Genomic DNA, 25,871 nt, shown 5'->3' on the forward strand with positions numbered 1-25,871 from the left:
CACTTCCTTCATATAATTGATTTATTAGTACTACACTCAGTATATGTCATAATTTTCAGAAAATAAAGTACGCACTTTATTAACATATAGTGTTAAATATTATACTATTGGAATTAATAAAATAGAGTCCGCTATCCTTATTACTTGAATGATAGATATTACTGGTCATTGTTGATCATTATACTTAAATCGTGTTCATTTGTTTTTTCTAATGTATGATTTAAAATAAATTCCGTATAATCTTTTCCCCATACGTACATAGATTCGAGAATCGGGATTAAAGTATGCCCTCGATCCGTTAGGGAATATTCGACTTTTGGTGGCACGACAGGATAGACTTTACGACTAACAATGAGATCTTCTTCCAGTTCACGCAGCTGACTGACAAGCATTCTTTGGGTGATGGCAGGTATGAGAGATTTCAATTCTCCGAATCTTTTTGTCCCTTCTTTCCCAAGATGCCACATGATCAGCATCTTCCATTTCCCTCCGATAATAGAAAGTGTTAATTCTTTTTCACAATTGAACGTCTTTCCACGAATATGACTCATTTGTTATCCCTCCTCTATTATCACTATCATACACTATTAAAGTGTGATTTTTCTCACTATTCAACAATCAATGTCAGTACTTACAATTAGTCTCCCCCTCCTTTGCACCCTTACGTTTGTTTGAAGAAAGAGATTCCTAAGAATACCAATCTATCGATCCGTTTTGGATTAGGCGATCCCCGAAGTTCCTAAAGTTAAAAGTCTTATCACTTCATTTCTAAGATTTTGTCCTGCTTTACTATTTCGATCATGGCTAGATGGGAGTCTCAAACTTATTCAATTGTTTTTCAAAACCTTTCAGCATCTCATCCAAACGTGTATTTTCAAATGAAGGATCGGAATCTGGTTGTTTTGTATTCTCTACTACCTTATAGTTTTCAAACCAACTTGGAATTATTTCCTTTCTAATTCCTTTCTTAGCGACTGATTCTACACTAACTTGATAATGACTTGTTCCATTTTCAACACAATTTACTTTTTCATTGAGAATATACGTGATAAAAGCAATATGATTCTTAATGTTATCGATTTGGAAAGATTGTTGAGTTAGCTTATTTACTTCTACATATTTGTTACCACTCCATACTTTATCAGCTAGTCCTACCCATCTTTCTACAACTTCTTTTGTTAAGGTGTAGTTATGTTGTTTGAAAGTGTGATGGAGTTGTATGTAGAGAGATTCAAACCAATCATCATTTTGGTTAATTATTTCATCCTCCTGCTTAATTGTGTTGTTTTTCGAATGAATCATAAACCGAATCGAAACAACTTTTCTTCCCTTTTTAATTTCTTCATAATCAAAAGCGATATCAGTTCTTTCTTCAATTTCATTTTGTGAAGATGTTAATACCCTTTTTTTGAAATTATGGTACTCATGATATTTATCAGTGGCTCCAACCATTTCTCTCAATTCTTTTAAAGGGAGTTCTACCACTTTTATGGTTTGCCATTTTTTCAAAATCTCATAAATCCTTATTGAATATCCACTTTTTAATTCCATTACATTTTTTAACTTATAAGAGGTGAATTCTCTTTTTAGTTGTAAAAGGTAAGGTTTAAGCCGTGGATCAAAAGATAAATTAACACTACCGTCATTTTCATTGTATTCAACATAGGATAACCAACTCATTTGTTTGAGCTTCTTCTCCTCTTTTATTTCTACTACTTTTCCAATTAAATTTTTTGTGATCTTTTTCATTTCAGAGTACTTTGGATTACCCTTATAACCCAGCAATTCATAAAATTGTTTAATTGGGAGTGTATAGGTTTTAAAATCATCATCATCTTTGCGAATTTTGCTCACTAAATATAAAACAATCTTTTGTTCAGTAATTGTTAATTTGTAATTAGCTTCAATTAAAATATTTGATTTAGTCACAACGTTATTATTAGTTCGTACCTCTTGACGCTCCAATTCAATTCACCCTCTTTTACCCGTACATTTTTGGTTCGTAATAGTAATATATGAACTTCTTTCTCTATTTTACTATTTAGCTGAATTTTTAAAAAGTACAAATTTATTTTTTGTACGCTTTGAAACCAACTTTGTACGGGTGAAACCAAAAAAGTACGGTTTGAAACCAATTATGTACGGTTTAGAAAACCAAAAAAGTACGCTTTAAAACCAATTATGTACGGATTGAAACCAAAAAAGTACGCTTTAGAACCAATTATGTACGGTTTACCCCCGATGAACCCTTATATATCAACAGCTTTCGACATCCGAAAACAATAAAACATTTAAAACAATTAAAATAATATATACAAAAACAACAAAAGGAAGATTGCTTGATTAATAACTATTCATTTTTAATTTCTTCATTATCAAACCAAATATGTACGTGATAAGCCAGCAAAAATTAATTTTATATGGGGTTCCAAGAATTTTTGGAGATTTGTCTTCTGGTATTTTAATTCACCTTAATATAAAAAAAGGGGGTAAATGTATATCATTTTCTTTTTTGATACCTTATTGAAAAGCCTTAACTCCTTTTACTTCTTCAAAAAAAGGAGAATGTCTCCTCCAAAGGGATCAGACCCTTTGGAGACATTCTCCCTTACTCCATTTATTTCTACAAACCTTAGTTCTAATAGACTTAACTAGTTTTTCTTGTCGCGATATCTATTTGACTAGCTGTATTTGCCTTCGATCGGAAAATATATTTCGACGAAACATAATAACAGCCGCCTGCAACAAAGTACGTTGGAATACCAGCAGTAATGTAAATAAAGATTCCACTTGGCTGATCCAATAATGGATTATACACACTCCAATAAAAGATTGTTCCAACGATTACGCTTAATACAGCTGAAGGATTAATCCCATACCAGTATTTATAAATTCCGTTTGTATCATATAAATCTCGCACGGAAATATTTTGTTTTTTGACAAAGAAGAAATCCACGACGACAATTCCACCAATTACCGACATAACGTATGCAATAATGACAATGAAAATATTCCATGAATTATAAAAAGCAGGAGTAAGAACTAACAAGATAACAGGTACATTCGTTGCTAAAGCAACCCCCCATTTTTGTTTAGGAAAGATCGTTTTAAAACTGATTGCTTGTGCGTACATGAAGAAAATCGCTGCTGTAACATTTCCTAATATTAAAAGTCCTAATCCCATGACAGCAAGCCAAGCACTGCCCATTTGTGTCATCCAATCAGTTGGATTGATTGAACCTGTAACAAGCGTCATAAAAACGGCTAAAATAGCAGCGACGCATAAACCGATTCCATAGCTTAAAAACCCGCCGTTAAATGCACCCTTTTCATCTTTAGCAAGACGGCTATATTGGCCCAAATAAGGGAGCCAGGAAAAACCAAGCCCGACATTTAACTCGATCGCTGTTGCTAACGATCTTCCAACCGAATCATATGGTCCTATCGGCTGAAGGGCAAACACCTTGTCTAAATTTTGTCCAAACAAAACGACTCCTAGCAAGATTAAAACTAAAACAAACATGGCCGGCGCTCCAACCCAGTTAAAATATTTAATCATAATTGGACCTTTGGATGTGACGAATAGACAAAGAAGAATTAAAACAACTGAGAAAAAAGGCGCTCCAAAACTACTCGTTGTCAATATACCGCTAGCATGGAACATGTTTAATATGGTTACAATCGCTTCCCCTGACATAAACATCGTAAATGCCGTGTATCCTAATGTTGTTACAGCAAATAACCCCCAAAACAATTTAGATCCTAGATACCCTAAAGAACTTCTAAAACCAACAATTGTGTCGATTCCATATCGGGCAAAGTAAATGGCAATTGGTATGATTAATATCATTGGAATCGCATTTCCAAATAAAATGGCTCCAATGGAATCTTTCGCGTCTAACAAGGCTCCTGTGGCTCCACCGGTAAGCAGGCTAAAGCATGATAAACCTGTCCCGAGTTGAATCAGAAGCAGGCTCCAAAACCCTAATACTCGATCGCTTTTTCTCGCCGGTAAAAATCCAAATGCTACATCTTTTGAGATGCTATTATCACTCATATGTAAATCCCCCCTCTTTTATAGAAACTGCTTTAAACATTCTGGTTATCACAGCCAGTCAATTCAAATTCATAATTAAATACACTAAAAAAACACTTATGATTTCTACCAAAAACAATGATAAAGAAGAATCTTTCCACGTCATTCTTTTCACTTCATGGTCTTTGCTTTCAATTTCAGCAAGCCTGATGTCTAGATCTGCATACAATTGATCCACAAATGACTGATCCGTAGACGCATACGTTGTCTCTTCAAAAGCTTCCGTTTTCAACATTGCTTCTTGTTCTCTCATAATTTCACCTCATATAGTTTTTGTTAAACTTTTCGTAAAACATGTTCTCTTGGCAAGTTAACAAACGACTAGACGTTGACGTCTCGAATCATTATGTGAGTTTTCTAATACCATTAATAGGATTTTTTATCAGTAATGATATTCATGGTCATCTACTTGAATGTAATTATCGATCGATTGGGCTAAAAAGCGACTATTAAAATAGCTGAAATAACGATTGTAATGATTTATGGAAATAAAATCTAACAGTTGGTTGAATTTATGGAAAATTCTGATAATTTATCCGATGATTAAACTGCTCCTCATCCATAATACCATTACAACCATCATGCCAGTTATATCCTCTATCTCGCTTCGAAACGAACTGATCTTTATAAAAAAAACTAAAAAAGGGTGTTATATTCTGCAACAGGATCATTCTCTTTCTATAATAAGAAGGCGAAAAGGGAATTGTAATCAATTCCCTTTTCACGCGACTTTTTTATTTCTTAATGGCAACTTTTTCCTTCAGTATTAGAGCAGCTCTTGCTTTCATCCTTAGTTGCACGTGGAAGATCAAGCGCTGGGTTTCCATCAAAGAAGCCATGAGGCTTTAATTTGAATCCGATATGGTGAACTGGCATTACTGGCCAATCTTCAGGGCGAACAATATGGTGAACAGCCATGTTATACCAAACAACGATATCCTCATTGTCAATTGAGCGGTTCTCTTTTACATAATGCTCTAAGCTATCGATTCCGCCTTTATTTTGGTTTGGATATTTTCCGGAAGCATACATTTGATCACTGTCAAATTGTGTAACATGCAAGTGATTTTTAATAAATCCAGCACGTTTCATAATACTTGACTCTTCATGTAAGAATGGAGAAGCGTTTTCACCAGGTACTAGTTCGTAAGCAACAGGCTGACCAATAAAGTTCTTAGAGTTTGGATTAATAATTTTCCATCCTCTAGCTGTTTCAAGGTTCATTTTACGCTGCGCTTCCAATTCTGTTTTAAATGTTGTTGTTTCATGGTAGAAACCATTTAAATGTGGATTGTTTTCATCAGGACGTGACGCAACGGTATTCGTTTCTTGAACAGAGTTCTTTTGACCATCAATATGCGTATCAATACGGTAGTTAAAGATATGTTGGTGAACTGGCGCAAAGACTTGCGGCGCAACTTCTGCTCCATATCTTGTTTTCACGCCTTCTTCTAGTGCACCAACATTCAGAATACCTGTTAGCTTCGCTTCATGTTCAATTCTTCCATCTGTATAGAAGTACCAGAAGAATCCATAATCGTAGTTTGCAACAGTTGTGAAGAATGAGATGACAAGACGGCGTGAACGGCGTACTTCTACATCTTCTGTTCTCCAATCTGTATGCTTCCATGCGATTCCAGCATCTTCTTCGTGAAGACAAACTGCATTAGGAATTCGATGAACGCCACCTTGGCTATCAGCCATTACAGCATCAAAATAGTGAATGTTACCGACACAGTCACAGCCTAGCTCTAAAGAGTTTGCCAATTGACCGATTCCGTATTCACCAGCATCAAACGCACATTGCCAGTTATGAGCAGGATTTGTATCCCCATAAGGAACAACCATTTCTGATAAAGCTGCACGATATAGAACTGGTCTTTTCTTTCCTTTATCCTCATAATCTACTGTATAAAGAACAAGTCCTTCACGAGCTGTGTATCCAATACGGATATCCCATTTTTGCCATTTGATATTATGTCCTTCAACTGTAAAGCTAGGACCTTCTGGCTGAACGATTTCTAACGGTTTTAGATCTGTACGTACATTGATTTCATCATTTAGTTCAGGTTTATAAAGTGCGTTTTTAGGCGCAATTGGTTGTACACCATGATCTTCAATTCTTACAATTTCCATTTTGTTCATATCAACAACTGGAAGTAAACCTGTAAGTGGATGCGCATATGCATTATCTTCAGGAAATTCTTTAACAAAACATAGGGCACGTAACAGTCTTCTTCCTTCATCTTCTTCGATTCCAAAGTATCCAACAGACCAAGGATCAACCATAACTAAATCTGGATCTTCAATACCGCGCTTTTTAAGAGCTGCATGGAAGTCAGGATGACTCTTTACTAGTGCCTCTAGTTCAGAATATTCTTCAAGAAGGAATGATGGCTGAACACCTGGAACATGTTTAAATGAAATCACTTCTTCATTTGTAAGAGATACAACAGCCTCATGTGTAGTGCTATCTTTTCTATTAATTATAACGGCAAAAGCTTCCCTGTTAATTGGATCTCCCTCTTTAAAGTTTAAAACAACATCTTTTGGAGGTTCGTGTAATCCAATTTGTTCAAATCGGGCACTCTCATTTAAGTTCTTTTGCGCTTTTAAAATTGCAGCAGCTCTTGAAATTTCTTCACCTGTTAGTGGTTCTAGTGGATGGGCAACCTTTTTTAACACTTGTTCTTGAGTTTCCATGCAATATCCTCCGTTTCATCTAGTTATATTTTAATTATACAAACTACTAATTTTGTAACTTCCTCTGACCCGTTATCTTCAGCACTAGGCTGAAACTATCATTTATTAACGTTTGTATAGGAAGGAACGATTGATATAACTAAATAATAACGCTTTCATTGTTTCATTAATTGTAAAAAACGGAACCTTCTCACTTTTCAAAAAAAATAAACTGAGTCATTAGTCATTATTTTGATATGGAAGATTGGGTACTTCTAACAATTAATTAAAGATGATGACAACTTTCACCATCCATGATCTTATTAACGATTTCAATGGCTTCATGAAACTGATAGAGATCGCCACCAAATCCTAATTGAAATTGCTTGGCTTGTTTCATAGACTCAAAAATAAGCACTTGTGGCTGGCAGTGATTTAGTTGGATATCTGCATTAAACAAAAACGTCGCAATCTTAGCACTTATCGTTGTTTCTTTTAAAAAGTCATAACAAATAATTTGAGACACTTTCTTTTCTATATCTTGATATCGTAATAGCGCACAGTGAGCACAACATGTGTGTTCCACTCGATGATTTACTTTGACGAGTTGCACCGATAATCTGGTATTTGAATGTTTATTGCAATACGAACAATTTTTAGTTGTCACATCGTTTTCTGTTGTAGACATCACTCCATTAGATGTTTTGATTACCTTCTGTTCTGCAATGAGCTGTTTCAAATCACGGTAGACGGTCATGATCGACACATCTAACCTTTTACTAATTTCAGAAATTCGTAACGTTTCTTCTTCTTCTAACCACGTTAAGATTTGTTGTTTTCGCTCTAACGGCAACATGTTATCCCTCCGTTCATTAAAAAATACATCAGAATCGTTTTATACTATCTTCAACTGAATGGAATAAAATTCAGGTATAGTGATCTCTATGATATTACCCAATTGTTCGAATTCTTCATTGTAAAAAACGGAAAAAAATGTTGAACTATAACATAGATACACGAATTTAATTGATTATCTGGATGTCAAAACTATGAAATATACCAAGTGTTTGAATTAGGAATTCCCTTAGAACTAAGATGGTTTGTAGGCTTGTATACGGCGACATGCAAAGAGACTTTCCTAAGGAAAGCCTCTTCTGTTCACATGAAGGATTCTGTCAATCCGCAATCTTCACTTTTGCGAAAAATTCCTTTTCCAAGAAAGAAACAATATTATTTGTAGAGTTTTCAACGATTAATCGCCCTTTTTCAGCCGTACTGGATCTTGCCGTATGAAGGCAACCTGATTGTGGAATCAATGTTGGTGATGGTGGGAAACATTGATAGGTAGGTGGCCCTTCCATCCCTTCATCTATGATAAACTCTTCACGCACAAGCTCTGGGGCAAAATGCATCATCATCGACGTTTCCGTAATGGCAGCGTGTTCTAAAGCCCATCCTGGAAATTCTATTTCATCAAATATTTGCGGCATGATACTCTCATCTAAATTATCCCACCAATTTGTAAGTAGAATTTTAGGGAATTCATCTGTTCGACTTCTCATAATAAGATCCGCTGCTTCAGCAAGAAAGGCTTCATTTTCATAATGACAGCTTACCAACAATATTTTTTGCCATCCGTCATGTAAAAACTCTTCCAATAAATCATAGACTAAGGAAATGACAGTCGTTCCTTTCAAATCAATCGTACCTGGAAACATGGGTCCACCGCCGCTAGCTGGCAGTGATTTATACCCGTAAGATAAAGTCGGTGCGATGACGGCATTTATTTTTTCCGCTATCGATAAACTCATGTTTTCAGCTAGCATGGCATCGACACCCAGTGGTAAGTGTGGGCCATGTTGTTCTGTCGACCCAATTGGTAATATTAAAATACTATCTTTGATTTTAGATTGATATTCTTGCCAAGTCATATTCGCTAGTAGATGTTTATTCATTTCTAACTCGCCTCCAAAATAATAATCTAGTAAAATATCACTTTAAGTAGCCCTTATAAAAAATTCACTGACGTTTTCTATCTGTGATTAGTTGATTGGATGTTCACATAATTCCTACACCTGCTTATTAAGGGGAGAGAGAGTGGTCTACTCTCCCCCACCACAAGTGATCTTCATCGATGTTATTTCGCTTTAACATCTACTTCAGATAATTCCTCATTCAAAGCGTTTTTGGCTGCTCTCTTCCGAGAAATATTCGTTTTAATTACATAAAGGAGAATAACAACCATCGCACTCAATAAGCTTAATATTAACTGTGAACGGGTCGAAGCACTAAACGCCATACTTACAATAATGGCAACCATTGCTATGATCGATGCGATGGTCAAGTATGGATAGGCCCACATACGTAGCTTCAGACGTTCTGGCGTTTCACGTTCTATTTTTTTGCGAAGTATCAATTGAGAAACAGCAATCAGCAGGTAGACAAAAAGAGCAATGGCTCCAGAAGAGTTTAACAAGAATTGAAACACTGTTTCCGGTGATATGAAAGCCATGATCACGGAAATGAAACCAAATATTGTACATGTCAAGATCGCCTTTAATGGTACACCTCTCTTTGTCACATTCATCATCCACTTTGGAGCATCTCCCTTATCTCCTAAAGCAAACAACATTCGAGATGCTGTATATATGCCTGAATTTAAACAAGAGAGTACGGCTGTAACCACAACTAAATTCATAATTTTATCAGCATATGGTATACCAATAATTTGGAGAGCACTGACGTAAGGGTTTGTAAGCGCTTCAGAATTGTTCCACGGAACAATCGTAACAATTAAAAATACAGAGCCTACATAGAACGTCATAATCCGAACAATAACAGAGTTTACCGCTTTTACTACTGCTTTTTCAGATTCAGCTGACTCTGACGCCGCAATCGTGACGATCTCTGAACCAACGAAGGAAAAAATAATTGTGGCGACAGCAATAAATACTGCTGCTGAACCAAGTGGTGTGAATCCACCATGTGCCGTCAAGTTAGAAAAGTCCATGGTTGTACCTGGTAGAAATCCTAAAACATACGCTCCTCCGAGAGCTAAGAACAAAAGAATCGCAACAATTTTAATCAATGAAAACCAATATTCAAATTCACCGAAAGCTTTAACCGAAAAAATATTCGTTATTGTTAGTGCGATAAGCAATAATAGATTTAAAAGCCAAAGTGACATATCAGGAAAGATCCAACTTTTCAATATCGCAGCACCAGCGATTGCTTCAACAGCAATGACGATGACCCAGAAGTACCAGTACAACCATCCTACCGTAAAGCCGGCCCAATTCCCCATTGCCTCTCGTGCATAATCTGAAAACGAACCTAGTGAAGGCTTTGCAACGACCATTTCCCCTAGCATTCTCATGACTAGAATGACTAGAATCCCAGCCATAAGTGCTGTAAAAACTGCTGCTGGTCCAGTAATCTGGATAATGGCCCCACTGCCCACAAACAAGCCAGCGCCAATCGATCCACCAAATGCGATCATCATCAAGTGTCGTATCTTCAGACTTTTCTGCAGCTTTACCTCTTCATTCATATTAGAAAGCTCCTTTTTATAGAGATTATTTATCACACAAATGTAAAGTATTTATTGTGAGTGTAATCCACTAAGCATATCTAAGTAGAATTTTTATTTTAGGATCATCATTTCACAGATCAGCTGAGAACTCTTCAAGTGAATCGTACACTTATGAGATTAAATGAATTTCTTTTTAAATATAGTGCTATATACATTGATTTATTGGTTTGTTCTTTTCAATTTAACTTACCTAAAAATCCAATGAATCCGTCAGTTTCTTCTTCAATGTTTAATATTACTTGCCCGAGAGGAAGGAACCTTCATGAATCGTTTATAGTCGGCTCCCAACCTTAGTATCCCGCAGCAAAGATACAAGTGAATTATTTTTTAATAATGTTATGTTCTGGACCAAATGGGAATCCAGTGATGTTCTCTGCACCGTTTTCGCCAATCACAAGGATGTCATGCTCACGGTATCCACCAGCTCCTGGCTCTCCCTCTGGAACCATGATCATGGGCTCCATCGACACAACCATACCTGGCTCTAGTACGGTCTCGATATCCTCCCGAAGCTCCAATCCTGCCTCACGACCGTAATAGTGGCTAAGTACACCGAATGAGTGTCCATACCCGAATGTTCGGTTCGCTAAAAGATTGTGCTCGCGGTAGATTTCGTTCAATTCAGTGGCAATATCCATACATCTAGCTCCTGGCTTGATCAATTCAAGGCCACGTCTGTGTACTTTACAGTTGATTTCCCATAGCTCAAGATGGCGATCAGACACGTCTTCCAAGAACAATGTACGCTCAAGCGCTGTATAGTAGCCAGCGATCATCGGGAAACAGTTCAGACTTAATATATCTCCTTGCTGTAACTTGCGGGAAGTTGCCCAGTTATGTGCACCATCCGTGTTGATGCCAGATTGGAACCAAACCCATGTGTCTCTCAGTTCAGCGTGAGGGTACGTACGAGCAATTTCACGTACCATCGCTTCTGTACCTTGGAGAGCTACTTCATATTCCGGTACGCCTTCGCGAATGGCTTCGACAATGGCTGCCCCGCCGATATCTGCAATCCGGGCACCATTCTTAATGAGATCAATTTCCTCACCAGACTTAAACATCCGTTGTCTCATAACATCCTGGGAGATGTCTACGAGTTCTGCCTCTGGCAGGGCATCCTGTACCTGACGACGTAAAGCGAGCGTCAAATGATCATCTTCTATGCCAAGACGGCCACGAGTGAAGCCTGATTCTGTTAAGATCTTTTTAACAGCATATAAATAGTTGTCCCTTTTCCAGTCCGTGTACACAATATTCTCATCAAAACTGCGTCTCCATGGCATACCAGCATCAATATTGGCACTTACTGTCACATGCTTGTCTTGCGTAACAACAAGCGCATAAGATCGGTTGAAAGATGTATATAAGAAGTCACTATAATAATTAATATTATGGTAAGAAGTGAACACAACCGCATCGATTCCGGATTTGGCCATATATTGGCGCAAATTCGTATTACGACGAGTCATTTCTTCTTTTGAAAAAGTGGGCTTTACTTTTTTACCGCCGTTTTGTAAAATTTTTGTTCTTTCAAGATCTGTGATTTGTTGTACCATGTTTATCACCTTTCCTTTTCCATAATTTTACTTATCATTACTATTACTCTTTCAAATTTCCAATCAGTAAGATGACCAGCGTGCGCTCACTGTAATACGTAGGATCACGTGTGCTCAGGAGATAAGTGCGACAATCTTCAAAACAATGAATACTTAGTATGTTCTGCACGGTGCACCAACTCTCTCATATTTAATCAGGAATCGTTTTTCCTGCTACAGCGATTTGTTCACCGTCTCCTTCGTTCGCAATAATGCGATAAAGGCGATGAAAGCAGCTGCCATCAAATAGAAAGCAGGAGCAAATGTGTTCCCTGATTGAATAATCAGGAAGGTTGCAACGAATGGAGCTGTTCCCCCAAAAATAGCGTTCCCCATATTGAAAGACAATCCGAAACAAGTGTACCGTACATTGGTTGGAAACATCTCCGATAAAAAGGTTGCGAGCACGCCATCGTTTCCTGCTAATATGGCACCAAGTAATATTTGTGCTAATATAGCGTACATTCCACCTTGGGAAAGAAGTAAAAAAGCTGGAATAGTAAATAGCATAAACAGTATACTAGCACCAATAAGCACTGGCTTTCTGCCGACCCGATCGGCGAGTGTACCGACGAATGGGAGAAGGATTACGTAAGTTGTTAATGAGACAATCGTTGTAAGAATCGCTTTCATACTGTCAAACCCCAACTCATTCACTAGATAAGTTGGCATATAGCTGAGAATGATATAGAAGCCGACTGCATTCAAACAGATGACTCCAAATGCAACGAGCAGCTGCTTCCCATTCTGACGGACACTCTTAAAAATCGGTTCTTGTTTTTCTCCGTGCTCCTTCTCCGTAAAAACAGGCGTATCTTCAAGTTTCATACGGATATAGAGAGCGATTAAACCAAGTGGTCCTGAGATAAGAAAGGGAATGCGCCATCCCCAGCTATGTAAAGCATCTTGCGACAGATTGTACTGAAGAAGGAGCGCTGTCAAAGCGCCAAGTAATAATCCAGCAGCCGTACTTGCTGGAACCATACTGACAAGAAGTCCCCTTTTGGAGTTCGGTGCGTATTCCGCTATAAACAAGGAAGCTCCAGCATACTCACCAGAAGCAGAAAACCCTTGGACGATACGACATAATAGAAGTAGCAGTGGTGCTGCAATACCGATCGTGGCATAGCTAGGTATGAGACCGATTGCGAACGTCGCAAGTGACATCATAATGATGGTAAGAGTTAAAATACGCTTTCGGCCAAGCTTGTCCCCATAATGCCCCCAAACTAGACCTCCTACTGGTCTTGCTATGAAGGATACGGCAAACACTCCAAACGTTCCGAGCAAGGCCGCCTTCTCGTTGCCTGGAGCAAAGAAGACTGCAGCAATGATTGTAGCCAAATACCCATATGAAGCATAATCGAACCATTCGATCAAATTTCCAATCGCCGCCCCAAAAACGGCTTGTTTCACCCCAGTGGTTTGTGTTTTTTCACTTCCTATGTTTTTTTCTACCTGTCGTTGTATGGACATTCATTTTACCTCCATGTCTTCCGAATTCAGCATATTATATAGAAAATTTTAAACTTTCTGACAATTGAAGTTAGAAAAATCTTTTATATTGGCTTCCAAAGGCAGGATTACGATAATAGGTCAGAAAAAGATGATAGCATTGCAGCTAGCTATGAATGTTTGACCTCGAAAATCTCTCAGACTCATTATGAACCATAATATACCGCTAGAAATGAATAAAATCGATCATCTGAGCACCTCTATTCCTTTTCATAAACAATCTTCTATCTAAGCTTGTTTACTTTTCAACACTTCATTCCACTATTCTTTTAAATTTAACATATTCTGTATAGATATAATGTAAGCGCTATCCTATAATAAGAATGATAACATTCCATTAATTCTGAATACAATTGGATATTGTGCTTAAATTCATTTGTTTTTTTTCATTTTTTGTATGTTTTGCACAAAGGAGGACATGTAATTGATCACAGTAAAAGAAGCAATACTTCTAACGGGGAAGAATAATGTAACAGTTCGTGCAGGTAAAAGAGGTTTGTATCGCAAAATCCGCTGGGCACACGTTATTGATCATGATGACATGAGGCACTTCCTTGAAGGAGGAGAGCTACTTATGACATGTGGACAAGTATGGCCGCATGATCAAGCATCAGAAGCTCGACTTCTTAAAGGATTTTTACGGCATCAAATTTCCGGTATTTTGTTTGCAACTGGTCGTTACCTTGATGAATGTCCCCCATCCGTTTTGGAATTTGGTGAAAAATATGGTATCCCGATTTTAGAAACACCCTTCCATGTACAGTTCATTAAAATAACCCAATCGATTCACCAAGAAATTATGAGACGAGAGTTTAGAAAAAAAGAATTGGCTGCACAACTTCCTTCAGAATTGGCCGGAGAATTACGCGTAGCAAATAATGGTATGGATGTTTGTCGCATCCTCTCCCAGCATTTTAATTGTCCTACTATCATCACCGACCCTGCGAACAAAGTTTTGAATAAAGTCATACCTACGGGAGGCAAACGTATAAATCTCCCAAATATAATGGATCATTTATCCAAGATACTACATGAAATTTTGGATCGTAATTTTCCTGAAAACGAACCGATTCTAAGAGAGAGCCAACCTCTAAGAATACCTACTAACACTTTACCAGAGGCAATGGCTATACCACTTCAAATTGAAGGGAATTATTCAGGAACGCTTTGGCTTCTCTTCCATAATCAGCAGGTGGAAGAAACGCATAAGCATGCCCTTGAATATGCGGCAACTGTTCTTTTAGATATCCACCTAAATCAACAAGTCGTAGGAGTTACAAGTAGGCAATTTAAAGTAGAATTAATGGAATTACTATTTGAAAGTCCTAAAACAGCCTCTGTATTAATGGAAGAAAGAGTACGCAAGCTTGGATTGGCTCCGAACGAGAATTGGATGGCAGGTTTTGTCCTCCCTGGAAAAAAGGAGATCCCGCTTAGCTTATCCGTAGAGATGGATTTTTTGAGTAATGAATGTACAATGTGGATTAACGAAACAGAAGGGATTGATGGCTTCTGTGAGGTATATGAAGGTCGATTAACTTTATTGATTTCCTCTAGTCTTGAATATTCGGTCATTAAAGCCCATTTAAAAGATTTATACAGTCATGTACAAAGAATTTATAAGCAAATCGTTCCAGTTCTTGTGTTTGGTGAAATGAAGGAAGATTGGCTCTCTATCGTTGAAAGCTATCAGGAGGCAAAATCTTTGACACCACTTGTTCAGTTTTCAGATCCTGAAGGTGGAGCCTATTTTGCTGAAGAATCGCAGAAAGAGTTACTTCTTTATGGTGGTATGGATCAAACTAAAGCTCTAGCATTTCGCCATTTAATTTTACCAGATGAACTTCTTTCTGAACGAGGTTCGGTGCTTTATGAAACGCTAAAATGTCTCGCTGCCCATAACTATAATCGCGAAATGGTAGCGAAAGCTCTACATATTCATCGAAATACATTACGATATCGAATTGACCGGATTGAACAGCATTTGGGAGATAGCTTATCGTCTTCAAAGTGCCAATTTTGGATCCAAATCGCTTTAACCCTTGAATCACTTGCAAATCAAAGTCACGGACCCGGTTTCGAAACAGAAGTTGATGAAGATAAAGAGGAAAAGATTCCGCACTCTATCATGTAAATATCCTCCCTAGAAGACCAAATACACATTGTGAGGATATCGGATAAAAGTGATTATAATATTTGTTACTCAGGTAATAAATCCAACAAAGCAGGATTGTCCCAAAACAAGCTACTAACTCTATACGCTGTTCATTTTTCCCTATATATAGATGTTGATATTAGATTTTAGCTCAGCTGTTTTGGGACAAACTTTTGTATCACTTAATTATATTTTTTCAATACAATCGTAGAATTATGACCTCCAAAACCAAATGAATTAGATATACCTATATTTAATACAGCTTTCCGTGCATCTTCTGAGACATAATTTAAATCACATTCCGGATCCGCAGTCTCTAAATTGATAGTTGGAGGTACGACACCCTGTATTAAGCTTTTCACTAGAGCAATTGCCTCGACCGCACCAGCAGCTCCGAGCATATGACCGAGCATCGATTTGTTAGCTGTAATTGGCACTTGATAGGCATCTGACCCAAATAACTTCTTAATCGCTAGTGTTTCAGAAATATCGCCTACATACGTACTCGTTGCATGAGCGCTTATAACGTCTACCTCATTTGCAGCTATATTCGCCTTATTCAAGGCACTTTTCATAGCTGAATAAGCACCTCTTCCTTCCGGATGTGAGGCTACCATATGATACGCATCTGACCCTGCACCATATCCGATTACTTCCCCATAGATCAGAGCATCCCGTTGTAAGGCATGTTCTAGTGATTCTAACACAAGGATCCCCGCTCCTTCACTCATCACAAATCCATCACGCTTCACATCAAATGGTCGGCTCGCTAAAGTAGGCTCTTCATTTCTCGTTGATAAAGCGGTTGCGTTGCTAAAACTTGCCAAAGATAATTTCGTAATGGCAGCTTCTGATCCACCTGCAAATATCACGTCCGCCTCATCACTTCTAATTACATTGAACGCTTCCCCAATCGATGTATTACCAATCGAACATGCAGTTACAGGTGACATAGATGGACCATATGCACCAAATCGAATACTTATTTGAGCGGCGGCCGCATTAGATATCATCATCGGTACTAAGCTTGGACTTACTCTTTTCGGTCCTCGTTCGTTTAGCACATTCACATTCTCAATAAACGTATTGATCCCCCCTATTCCTGAACCAACATATACGCCAAACCGCTCTCTATCTAGTTTATCCAGCTTTAATTGGGAATGATCCAAAGCTTGTTCAGCTGCAGCTAACGCAAATTGACAAAAGCGATCCATATGTCGTGCTTCTTTACGCCCCCATCTGCCTTCAGCATCAAAGTCCCGAATACTACCAGCTATTTTCGTTTTTAAATCGGAGACATCCCACATATCAATAAATGAAATTCCTGATTTCCCTTTCAATAAATGGTCCCAAAACGTATCAATATCATTCCCTATTGGTGAAACAACACCCATTCCAGTAATGACTACTCGCTTCATTTAAACGCCTCCTCATATCGTCTTTATTCTAATTTTATCCATTTTTCATCCTATTACAATTTGTTGTTTATCCTGGTATAATTTACACTACATTAAAAAAGGAGCAGGAAAATGAATTCGGAGACGAGGCTTCAAGCACTATCAGAGTTTTTAAAAACGCGGCGCTCCAAAATCCATCCACATATGGTTGGATTGCCGATTGGTAAAAGAAGAAGAACGCCTGGCCTACGGAGGGAAGAGGTGGCTCAATTAGCTTCTGTAAGCACAACGTGGTATACGTGGTTGGAGCAAGGGAGAGACATTAAAGTATCGACTTCTGTATTAGAGGCTATTTCTAATGCCCTGCAATTAAAGCCTGATGAAAAAAAATATTTATTCGCTTTGGCTTTGGAAGAAGGGATCAATCACGAGCTCTCATTGGAAGAAGAAACCTTAATCAGCCCTTCATTAAATAAAATCTTACAGGAGCTCAAATACTGCCCGACGATTATTTCAGACAGGCATTGCCATATCATTGGCTGGAATCAAGCAGCCGCACACGTATTTTTAGATTTTAATACGATTCCATTTGAAGAGAGAAATTTGATTCGATTATTATTTGCAAGAAAAGAATTTAAGAGTTTGGCAGTGAATTGGGAGCATTTTGCACAAGGTTTTCTTGCCATTTTTCGGACCTATTATGGACAATATTTTGCTGACAATTGGTATTCACAGTTCATTGAAGAAATGGAACAACGCTTTCCAGAGTTCCAAGAACTATGGAATCGAGGTGAAGTGAGCTCGGCTCCAGAAGTTTTAATTGAATTTCGTCATGCCAAAGCCGGTAAAATGGTATTTAGTCTCACTTCTTTACAAGTACAAGGAGATCTCGACTTAAGATGCAGTGTTTATACACCGGTTGATCACACTGGCACAGAAGAAAAATTAAAACGCTTAATTGAAAATAATCTATAAAAAACTAGATTCGTTGTTTGAATAGGAAAAACAGCCAACGTGTCCTTTGACAGACAATTGGCTGCTTGCTTATCCCTTAAAAATCTTATTGAGTATAGACTGGCAAATCGCCTCGCGTGCTTCTCATTTCTGCTCGTCTTATTTCTGTAGCTCTAATATCAAGCTCCATATCAGAGATGACAACTCCATAATCTCTATAGGCTGTTTCAACTGAGACAATTTCATCTAATATATCTTCAAGCACTTGCTCTGCAGGTCGTTCAAGTGGATCTCCGTATCCTCCAGAAGATGGGACTAATATCTGCACCGATTCTCCAGCTTGGAAGCGATATCCGTTAAGTTTAGACGGAAGTTCCTCAGCTGTACGATCTGGATTTTTAATTAGATTTGCGCTCGTTCCAGGAAGTCCACCGTTATACCCCCACGGTCGTACCGTATGTTTGTCCCCTTCCATCGTCATAAAGCCATCGGTTAAGAAGCGGTTCCACCTTACGATCCCTAGACCACCTCGCCACTTTCCAGCTCCTCCTGTATCCTCGCGAAGTTCATATTGTTCACATACGAGAGGAACATGCATATCAAGATCTTCAATTGGGTTATTCATTGTATTCCATGAGCTAAAATCTACAGCATCCATGCCATCTTTACCTGGGCGGCCACCATAAGACCCCTCATTGACTTCAATATACACCCAGTATTCATTGTTTTCATCCAGTCCCGCATACGAAGCAAATTGTATATTGGCTGAACTACCTGCACATGTCTGATTCGGGATAATCGGTGCTAGTGCTTTAATAATTAAGTCTGCTACTGTGTTTACTTGATTGGCACGGCTAAATAGAGCCGCCGGTTTAATCGGATTAAAAATACTTCCCTTACGTGCTGTAATTTTAATCGGGCGGAACGCTCCTTCATTCGCTGGAACATCTTCTTCCGTCATAAATGTATCTAAAAAGATGGAACGCAAGACACTATGAACACTTACACAAAGAGCGCCGGAATATGCTACATTAAAGGCCGTGGAAACTTGATCACTAGATTTAGAAACGTCTACTTCCAGTTCTTCTCCTTGTTTCGTCAGTTTCACATGTACTTTAAGAGGTATATCTAGATGACGCCCATCATTATCCAACCAAGATTCTGCCTCATAGACACCATCGGGAATTTTGGCAATTTCCTTTCGCATCATCCGCTCAGAGTAATTCATTAACTCTTCACAAGCTGAAAGCACTGTGTCCTTCCCGTACTTGTCCATCAACTCAATGAAACGTTTAACCCCTAATCGGCAGGCTGCAACTTGCGCTTCTAAATCTCCAATGACTTCATTCGGTGTCCGAACATTCTGACGAATAACTTCAATTAGGGTTTCATTCCGTACCCCTTTGTCATATAGTTTGACGCCATTTAAAATCAAGCCTTCAGCATACACATCCGGTACATCAACCATCAGCCCAGGCTGTGCCCCACCCATATCTAAATGATGGGCAGTTGCACCCGCATATCCGACCAATTCTCCTTTATAAAATATCGGTTGACATAAAGCAACATCTGGAGAATGAGAAGCTCCCGCATAAGGATCATTATTCCAAATAATATCGTCTGGATGCTGATTATCCCCCAGTTTTTCTTGGAAGCCTCGAATATACCCAGGTAAGCAACCTAATTGCATGGGGGTAGAATCCGCCTCAGCTAATGTATTACCAAAAACATCAAATACTCCTGCTCCAAGGTCCTCAGATTCGCGAATAAGCGATGAATAAGCCATCCGATACATAACATGCGCCATTTCTTTTGCGATTGTCTTTAATGCTCCACCGATTACTTGCAAGGTCACAGGATCTATTTTATTTTGAATAACAGTAGAGCTCATGTGATTAATAGTCATATCTATTTACCTCACCTTCGAGAAATATTTTTCTACTGATTCTGCTGCGCCGCCCTGTGTCACTTTTGAAGCGACAAATAATGTGCCATTATCTGATACAGTCGCTTGCCAATGAGGTGGGATCGAAGTTGTCGTATCACGTTGGACAATGATTGCTGGTCCTTGAATTAAGTCATGTGCTAATAATTTACTTCGATCGTAACGAGGAGTTGAGAAACGTTTAATCTCTCCATTTACCTCATATACAGTTTCTCGCTCATACATAAAGGCAGCCTCTGGATTGATTCGATTACCACTTTCTAATTTCGGCAAAGTTAATGAAGGGGTTTTTCCAATTGCCACGATTCGTAATGTAATCAGCTCCACAACATTGTTCGGAAAATGATGACCATACTCTTCCTCATGTGATTCATCGAATCTTTGACGAATCGTCTCTATAGATTGATCAGTCAGTATCCCTTCTGGAATGGATGCACGTAATTCAAATCCTTGTCCAGCATAGCGGCACTCGGCAATGCGCTCGATCAAAATATCATCAGGCTTAATGCCATCTTTAATCAATTGAGTATAAGCCTGTTCCTCAAGATCCTGTAAATCTGCATTCATCGAGTCGATTGTTTCATCTGTTATATTGTCAAGACGACTAATATTCGATTTAATAAAGTCGTATTTAATGTCACCTACTAAGAGACCTGTTGCTGCACTAATCCCTGGATAATTCGGAACAATAACAAGATTGCACCCTATCGTTTCCGCCAAATCAACAGAATGAAGTGGTCCAGCACCACCTGCTGCAAATAAAGCAAATTCACGTGGATCGATTCCTTTACTTACAGATTTTGCACGGATGCTAAGCGCCATAAAGTTGTTAATAATCTTCAAGATACCAAGAGCCGCCTCTTCCGCTGACATGTTGAGCTTCGGACAAAGCTTCTCCTCAACCGCTTTAAAGCTCAATTCAGGATGTAGTTGAAGATCTCCTCCTAGAAACTGCTCCGGATCAAGTCGTCCAAGAATTACATTGGCATCTGTCACACAAGGATTTTCTCCTCCTTGTCCATAACAAGCTGGTCCAGGATGAGCACCCGCACTCTTCGGCCCTACCCTAAATGCACCGCCAGCATCGATATAAGCAATTGAACCACCACCAGCACCAATCACTTCCACATCAATCATCGGAACCAATACAGGATAGCCGTTTACCTCGGCATCACGTGGATTGATAATTTTCGGCGTATTATTTGGAATAACAGAAATATCCGCTGACGTTCCGCCAATATCAACACTAATTAAATTAGGAACACCTTCCAACTCTCCCCACCAAGCAGTAGCTAAAACAGCCCCCGACGGTCCAGACTTTAACAAAGTGACTGGCTTTTCTGTCACCATTTCACTAGTGGCCATTCCACCAGAAGATTGCATAATATGAAGATCTCCTTTAACTCCAGCCTCGTCTAAAGCACTAGATAAGTGACTTAAGTATCGGCTGACGCGCGGCGCTACGTAGGCATTCATTGCTGCTGTACTAAATCTTTCATACTCTCGCATTTGAGGGGCAATTTCACTAGAGGTAAAACATTGCACTTCCGGCCACATTTCTTTTACGATTTCCTTTGCCCGCTGTTCGTGTTCATCATTTAAAAAGGAAAAGAGGAATGATACAACAATAATATCCACTTCAGATTTTTTGAGTCTTTCAACCGCTTGACGAACTTCTTCTTCATTCATCGGTACTTTTACTCGACCGTCTGGAGCTTGCAGCTTTTCAGTAATAGGAATACGGTTTCGGCGTAATACTAGTGGGTTTGCTTGCCAAGGGAGATCTTGCTGGATGGAGAAATTCTCTGTCTTTTTATGTCGCGCAATATGCAAAATGTCCCGATAGTTCTTCGTCGTTAACATCCCAACTACAGCTCCATTACGTTCAATGGTAATATTCGTAGCGACTGTTGTGCCATGAAGCACATAATCGATATCTGTCATAGGAACATTAGCATTTTTACACAGTTTTTGGATACCATTAATCACGCCTATCGACTGATCCTCAAGTGTACTTGGAACCTTGTGTACGTGAATTTGATTCGTTAATTCATCCACAAGTATTAAATCAGTAAATGTACCACCAACGTCAACGCCTATTCGAACCATGCGACCAGCTCCTTTTCTTTGTTACTTCATTAGAATTATAAAGCGCTTTTACCTTTTTCTATGAAACAATCTCTCGAATACAGTAAGCTGTTTACAAAAATGTTGAATATTTAGATCTAATTTTTGTATTGTACTTATTGTCAGGATTCTTTCAATCCCTGGACCAATACTCGCAGATCCTCCCCCTAGACATAGTACATAGTCATCTTAGTTTCAAAATCTAGCGCTCATCATGTAGACAAGATGCTTATACTTGAGTTCGATTTTACAAGAATTCACCAATTCTTTGTGCATAGATACATCCTATCTTATTACCAATTTATTATATACCGAATTTTCAATAAATTGTAATTGCACATATCTATATCATTTATGCAACAATCGGCTCTATCAATTTCCCGTTTTCATATTTCCTTTCGTCATGTCTTCCAATTGATTGTCTTCTCCCTGATTATTGACAGGAGGGTGCAAACGCATAAAACCGATATAAACGAAAAAGGAAAGAATGACTCCTAAAAACCATGAGATATCATACAGTCCTTTTAATGAAGGAACAAATGCCCCTATTAAAGCGACTGTTGCCCCAAACCCCGTCGCTACAAATGCTCTATAATTATACCCTTTCCAGTACGTGTACTCCCCTTTTAAAGAATAGATATCGTTTATATTAAGCTTTCTTTTACGAATCATATAATAGTCGGCAATCATTACACCGGCTACTGGACCAAGCGCTCCTCCAATTAAGTGAAGAAGAGTGAAGATTGCATCAGCATTTTCCATCAATTTCCACGGCACTGTAAATAGAGCTGCCGCCATCGTTATATAAAAGCCCGTTTTAAAGCTAATCCACTTCGGAAATAAGTTCGCTAAATCATAAGCAGGTGAAACCAGATTCGCAATCACATTCACTGTTATTGTAGCCACTGAAAGAATAAGAGCTGCGATTGCAATAACAATCGGTCTATCGAATTGTTGGAGAGTAACAATGATATCTCCAATCGGGTTACCAAAAGCGATTGTCGTTGCAGATGTTGCTGCAACTGTAACAACTGTAAATATAGTAAACGTAACTGGCAACCCATATAACTGGCCTTTTATTTGATCTTTCTGAGATCTAGCAAATCGAGTAAAGTCCGGTATATTCAATATTAACGTTGACCAAATTCCGATTATACCTGCTACTGCACTGATAAATGGAAAGAATAATTCTCCAAACGTCTCATATTTTCCAGTTTGAGTAATGATTGGTTGAATTCCGCCTGCCGTATCAATTGCCCACCAGAGCAAGCCGATTAATACGATATACACTAACGGTCCGGTGAACGCTTGAAATTTCTTGAGGGACTCCATTCCCCTCTTTAAAACTAAAAAGTGCATGGACCAAAATAATACAAAGGAAAGTAAACCTGGTAGCCCAATCCCTAAAAATGTCCAGTCCCCACCAAGTAAAGCAAAACCTGGCCAAAGCAGTGTAATGGCGATATTAAACGCCGCACTTCCTGCATACGCTTGAATCCCTAACCATACGATTGCAATGATTCCACGTAATATCGCTGGAACATTTGCCCCTCTGATTCCATAAGAAGTTCGCACGAGGACTGGAAATGGTATTCCATATTTAGCCCCCGCATGACCGTTAAGAGATAAAGCACCATACAGAATCAGCGAGGCAATACCTATGATCAGGATCACCTGTAATGGAGAAAACCCTAAAACAACTAATCCTCCTATTGTTGCATATGTGGGAATATTATTAATAACCCCCATCCACATCGTGGCAAAGTTTTGCGTTTTCCAAGTTCGCTCCTCCGTTCGTACCGGTAACAAATCATCGTTACTAAGAGAATTTACCGTCTCTTCTTGAAAATTAGGTTGGTTCACAGCCATATTCCTAATACTCCTTTAAATTTTATATGGTTCATGGAACAGGTCTTACAAAAGTCCCTCTTAATATTAAGCGCTTACAAATAAAGCGGAAATCTTAAGTTTACATATAGGAGTTTGTGTGATTCCTACTTTCCGAAGAGAGGGGATGGACTACACATTTTGTTCTTTTTAGCTTTTGTTAACTTGAGTATTGATTTTGTTTTAGGGGACGTCTGCAAGCTGTCGCATTTTCGCAGAAGTCTTCGTATCTTCCAGTTCAATCAATGATGCTTTCACAAAACTTATTCTTTAGTAACTTAACGCGTCTATTTTATAAAAAATAACTTCACTCCTTGAATATCATCGTCCCCATTTTGGAGTGAAGTCTTATCTCGGGGATAACTGGATCAAACTATTGCGTCTCTACGTTTACTTTGTGACCTCTTCATAGCCACTCCATTCTAAAATGTTTAAAACATTCGTTTCAACACAATCTAACCAATCTTGGATATTTACCCACTCATCTGCTCCATGCAGGTTGCCGCCTTTTGGTCCATAAATAATTGCTGGCATATCCATATAAATAAGCGGGAAGCGGATATCACTGAATGTAGGCATTCCATAAATTTCCGTTGTTCTACCAACAACTTCATCAATATTTGACTTAACCATTTGCACAAATGGATGGTCTGGACTGATCTCCGCTGGGCTTGTATGCCATTCATAAGAAATTTCCGGCGGGTTTTTAGATAACCATTCATCATTAGCCGCAACTTCCTTAATTGCGTGTTCAATCTGTGCTTTCACTTCTTCAAGTGTTTCATTTGGCGGGTAGCCAATTGTTCCAGTTAATTCACATTCAGCCGGAACTTTATATGCCCATTCACCAGCATTAATCATTGCAGGTGTTAAATTACTTGAACGGACTTGCATATCTGAAGCGGCGAAATAACGTTCAAACGGAGCATAGCTGACAGTTTCTACGCGTTTATTGTCCAGTTCAACTAAAGCGTCATATATTTTCATTGCTTTGCCGATTGCATTCACACCAACTTGTCCGTTTAAGTTATGAGCGGCCACACCTGTCACTCTTACTTTAAAAATCAATCCGCCTGCACAAGCAATTTGTGGACCTGCACCAGTTGTTAATGGATGCGGATAAATACATGCATCTGCTTTAAAGTTCTGTTCTTCAAGGTATTGAACCATTGCAACAGCTCCGCCGGCTCCGCCTACCTCTTCATCAACAACGGAAATGGTTGTAATATTTCCTTTTGGCTTTAGACCCATATTTTTAATAACCTGCAGTGCAAAAAGGATAGAACCGTATCCGCCTTTATTATCAGCTGTTCCTCTTCCGTACATAAGTCCATTTTCAATTACACCTTCAGTTGGCGGGTAATTCCAGTGGATCTCATCCCCAACCGGTACCGTATCAACATGTGTAAAAAGTAAAAGTGACCGTGCATCTTCTGATCCATGCCATTTCCCAACAACATTCGGACGATTCTTAAAGCCCACTTTACGTTCTACTTCTGACTCTGTATATTCTGGATGCTGTCTTACTTTCACTGGATCCGCTTCAAATGTATCTACTTCAAGACCAAGGTCTAACATAACATTTTTAATATGTTCTTGAACCGGCCCTTCATAACCAGTTTCACTTGGGATTTGGATTAATTTTTGGAGCCCCTTAATTAACTCTTCACGGTTTTCTTTCATGTAATCGCTTACCTTTTCACGTACTCCATTTGACAATAAAACTTCCATTTCCAACACTCCTAAATTTTTGATTGGTGTTTTTTAACTGCTCATAATTTTTTTGGTTTACTAGATTCATCCCTGCTTGAAAGAGCGAGTTTTTTGGTTTAGAGCTGAAATCCCCCCTGTTTTTTGTCTCATACATGATTTATAAAATGAAAATATAAATCTAGCAATGACCACCTATCAAAGTATTCACAT

General features: G+C 38.6%; 17 protein-coding genes. 2 read left to right on the forward strand and 15 right to left on the reverse strand.

Annotated elements, in window-relative coordinates:
• Positions 1-158: 158 nt before the first annotated feature.
• From ACIQZI_RS19755 to ACIQZI_RS19800, 10 genes are all read right to left on the reverse strand, one after another.
• Positions 159-551 carry a winged helix-turn-helix transcriptional regulator gene (locus tag ACIQZI_RS19755; RefSeq protein ID WP_062186694.1) on the reverse strand — a complete coding sequence of 131 codons (393 nt, stop codon included), beginning with the start codon at positions 549-551 and terminating at the stop codon, positions 159-161.
• Between the two features lie 253 nt (positions 552-804).
• Positions 805-1,965, reverse strand: a complete 1,161-nt coding sequence (locus ACIQZI_RS19760; protein ID WP_403076352.1) for a replication initiation protein — start codon at positions 1,963-1,965, stop codon at positions 805-807.
• Between the two features lie 682 nt (positions 1,966-2,647).
• On the reverse strand, positions 2,648-4,057 hold the full coding sequence (locus ACIQZI_RS19765) for a purine-cytosine permease family protein (RefSeq protein ID WP_403076354.1): 1,410 nt from the start codon (positions 4,055-4,057) through the stop codon (positions 2,648-2,650).
• Positions 4,058-4,115: 58 nt separating this feature from the next.
• Complete coding sequence (locus tag ACIQZI_RS19770; RefSeq protein WP_062186699.1) at positions 4,116-4,349, reverse strand: hypothetical protein; 234 nt, start codon at positions 4,347-4,349, stop codon at positions 4,116-4,118.
• 488 nt (positions 4,350-4,837) lie between these two features.
• Entirely contained in the window at positions 4,838-6,799 is a 1,962-nt protein-coding gene (locus ACIQZI_RS19775) for a primary-amine oxidase (protein WP_403076357.1), read from the reverse strand.
• A gap of 265 nt (positions 6,800-7,064) precedes the next feature.
• Positions 7,065-7,634 (reverse strand): DeoR family transcriptional regulator, encoded by a 570-nt coding sequence (locus ACIQZI_RS19780; protein WP_403076360.1) that lies wholly within the window; start codon positions 7,632-7,634, stop codon positions 7,065-7,067.
• Between the two features lie 319 nt (positions 7,635-7,953).
• Positions 7,954-8,733 carry a creatininase gene (locus tag ACIQZI_RS19785; RefSeq protein ID WP_403076363.1) on the reverse strand — a complete coding sequence of 260 codons (780 nt, stop codon included), beginning with the start codon at positions 8,731-8,733 and terminating at the stop codon, positions 7,954-7,956.
• Between the two features lie 182 nt (positions 8,734-8,915).
• Positions 8,916-10,328, reverse strand: a complete 1,413-nt coding sequence (locus ACIQZI_RS19790; protein WP_403076366.1) for an amino acid permease — start codon at positions 10,326-10,328, stop codon at positions 8,916-8,918.
• Positions 10,329-10,690: 362 nt separating this feature from the next.
• Positions 10,691-11,929, reverse strand: a complete 1,239-nt coding sequence (locus tag ACIQZI_RS19795; RefSeq protein WP_403076369.1) for a M24 family metallopeptidase — start codon at positions 11,927-11,929, stop codon at positions 10,691-10,693.
• Between the two features lie 213 nt (positions 11,930-12,142).
• Positions 12,143-13,444, reverse strand: a complete 1,302-nt coding sequence (locus tag ACIQZI_RS19800) for an MFS transporter (protein ID WP_403076372.1) — start codon at positions 13,442-13,444, stop codon at positions 12,143-12,145.
• A gap of 463 nt (positions 13,445-13,907) precedes the next feature.
• Between ACIQZI_RS19800 and ACIQZI_RS19805 the strand changes: the two genes are divergently transcribed.
• Positions 13,908-15,617, forward strand: a complete 1,710-nt coding sequence (locus tag ACIQZI_RS19805) for a PucR family transcriptional regulator (RefSeq protein ID WP_403076375.1) — start codon at positions 13,908-13,910, stop codon at positions 15,615-15,617.
• 203 nt (positions 15,618-15,820) lie between these two features.
• Here ACIQZI_RS19805 and fabF read toward each other — a convergent pair whose 3' ends face one another.
• The gene (fabF, locus tag ACIQZI_RS19810; RefSeq protein ID WP_403076377.1) at positions 15,821-17,056 is read right to left on the reverse strand and encodes a beta-ketoacyl-ACP synthase II; all 1,236 of its coding nucleotides are present in this window, start codon (positions 17,054-17,056) and stop codon (positions 15,821-15,823) included.
• A gap of 111 nt (positions 17,057-17,167) precedes the next feature.
• Between fabF and ACIQZI_RS19815 the strand changes: the two genes are divergently transcribed.
• On the forward strand, positions 17,168-18,010 hold the full coding sequence (locus ACIQZI_RS19815; protein WP_403076380.1) for a helix-turn-helix transcriptional regulator: 843 nt from the start codon (positions 17,168-17,170) through the stop codon (positions 18,008-18,010).
• Positions 18,011-18,095: 85 nt separating this feature from the next.
• Here ACIQZI_RS19815 and ACIQZI_RS19820 read toward each other — a convergent pair whose 3' ends face one another.
• The 4 genes from ACIQZI_RS19820 to ACIQZI_RS19835 all read right to left on the reverse strand — a co-directional run bounded on the left by ACIQZI_RS19820 (position 18,096) and on the right by ACIQZI_RS19835 (position 25,679).
• Complete coding sequence (locus ACIQZI_RS19820) at positions 18,096-19,895, reverse strand: hydantoinase B/oxoprolinase family protein (RefSeq protein ID WP_403076383.1); 1,800 nt, start codon at positions 19,893-19,895, stop codon at positions 18,096-18,098.
• A gap of 6 nt (positions 19,896-19,901) precedes the next feature.
• A complete protein-coding gene (locus ACIQZI_RS19825; RefSeq protein ID WP_062186722.1) occupies positions 19,902-22,043 on the reverse strand; it encodes a hydantoinase/oxoprolinase family protein in 2,142 nt (713 codons plus the stop codon).
• Between the two features lie 390 nt (positions 22,044-22,433).
• Positions 22,434-23,930: an NCS1 family nucleobase:cation symporter-1 gene (locus ACIQZI_RS19830; protein WP_403076386.1), complete on the reverse strand. Its 1,497-nt coding sequence runs from the start codon at positions 23,928-23,930 to the stop codon at positions 22,434-22,436.
• Positions 23,931-24,338: 408 nt separating this feature from the next.
• The gene (locus ACIQZI_RS19835; protein ID WP_062186731.1) at positions 24,339-25,679 is read right to left on the reverse strand and encodes an ArgE/DapE family deacylase; all 1,341 of its coding nucleotides are present in this window, start codon (positions 25,677-25,679) and stop codon (positions 24,339-24,341) included.
• Positions 25,680-25,871 lie beyond the last annotated feature (192 nt).

It is taken from the genome of Peribacillus sp. NPDC096379, assembly GCF_044762875.1.
Taxonomy (GTDB): Bacteria; Bacillota; Bacilli; order Bacillales; family DSM-1321; genus Peribacillus.

What these genes read in the sequence shown, in the direction of transcription:
- ACIQZI_RS19755 (WP_062186694.1), bottom strand. Translation starts at nt 551, where the DNA reads ATGAGTCATATTCGTGGAAAGACGTTCAATTGTGAAAAAGAATTAACA.
- ACIQZI_RS19765 (WP_403076354.1), bottom strand. Translation starts at nt 4,057, where the DNA reads ATGAGTGATAATAGCATCTCAAAAGATGTAGCATTTGGATTTTTACCG.
- ACIQZI_RS19770 (WP_062186699.1), bottom strand. Translation starts at nt 4,349, where the DNA reads ATGAGAGAACAAGAAGCAATGTTGAAAACGGAAGCTTTTGAAGAGACA.
- ACIQZI_RS19775 (WP_403076357.1), bottom strand. Translation starts at nt 6,799, where the DNA reads ATGGAAACTCAAGAACAAGTGTTAAAAAAGGTTGCCCATCCACTAGAA.
- ACIQZI_RS19780 (WP_403076360.1), bottom strand. Translation starts at nt 7,634, where the DNA reads ATGTTGCCGTTAGAGCGAAAACAACAAATCTTAACGTGGTTAGAAGAA.
- ACIQZI_RS19785 (WP_403076363.1), bottom strand. Translation starts at nt 8,733, where the DNA reads ATGAATAAACATCTACTAGCGAATATGACTTGGCAAGAATATCAATCT.
- ACIQZI_RS19790 (WP_403076366.1), bottom strand. Translation starts at nt 10,328, where the DNA reads ATGAATGAAGAGGTAAAGCTGCAGAAAAGTCTGAAGATACGACACTTG.
- ACIQZI_RS19795 (WP_403076369.1), bottom strand. Translation starts at nt 11,929, where the DNA reads ATGGTACAACAAATCACAGATCTTGAAAGAACAAAAATTTTACAAAAC.
- ACIQZI_RS19800 (WP_403076372.1), bottom strand. Translation starts at nt 13,444, where the DNA reads ATGTCCATACAACGACAGGTAGAAAAAAACATAGGAAGTGAAAAAACA.
- fabF (WP_403076377.1), bottom strand. Translation starts at nt 17,056, where the DNA reads ATGAAGCGAGTAGTCATTACTGGAATGGGTGTTGTTTCACCAATAGGG.
- ACIQZI_RS19815 (WP_403076380.1), top strand. Translation starts at nt 17,168, where the DNA reads ATGAATTCGGAGACGAGGCTTCAAGCACTATCAGAGTTTTTAAAAACG.
- ACIQZI_RS19820 (WP_403076383.1), bottom strand. Translation starts at nt 19,895, where the DNA reads ATGACTATTAATCACATGAGCTCTACTGTTATTCAAAATAAAATAGAT.
- ACIQZI_RS19825 (WP_062186722.1), bottom strand. Translation starts at nt 22,043, where the DNA reads ATGGTTCGAATAGGCGTTGACGTTGGTGGTACATTTACTGATTTAATA.
- ACIQZI_RS19830 (WP_403076386.1), bottom strand. Translation starts at nt 23,930, where the DNA reads ATGGCTGTGAACCAACCTAATTTTCAAGAAGAGACGGTAAATTCTCTT.
- ACIQZI_RS19835 (WP_062186731.1), bottom strand. Translation starts at nt 25,679, where the DNA reads ATGGAAGTTTTATTGTCAAATGGAGTACGTGAAAAGGTAAGCGATTAC.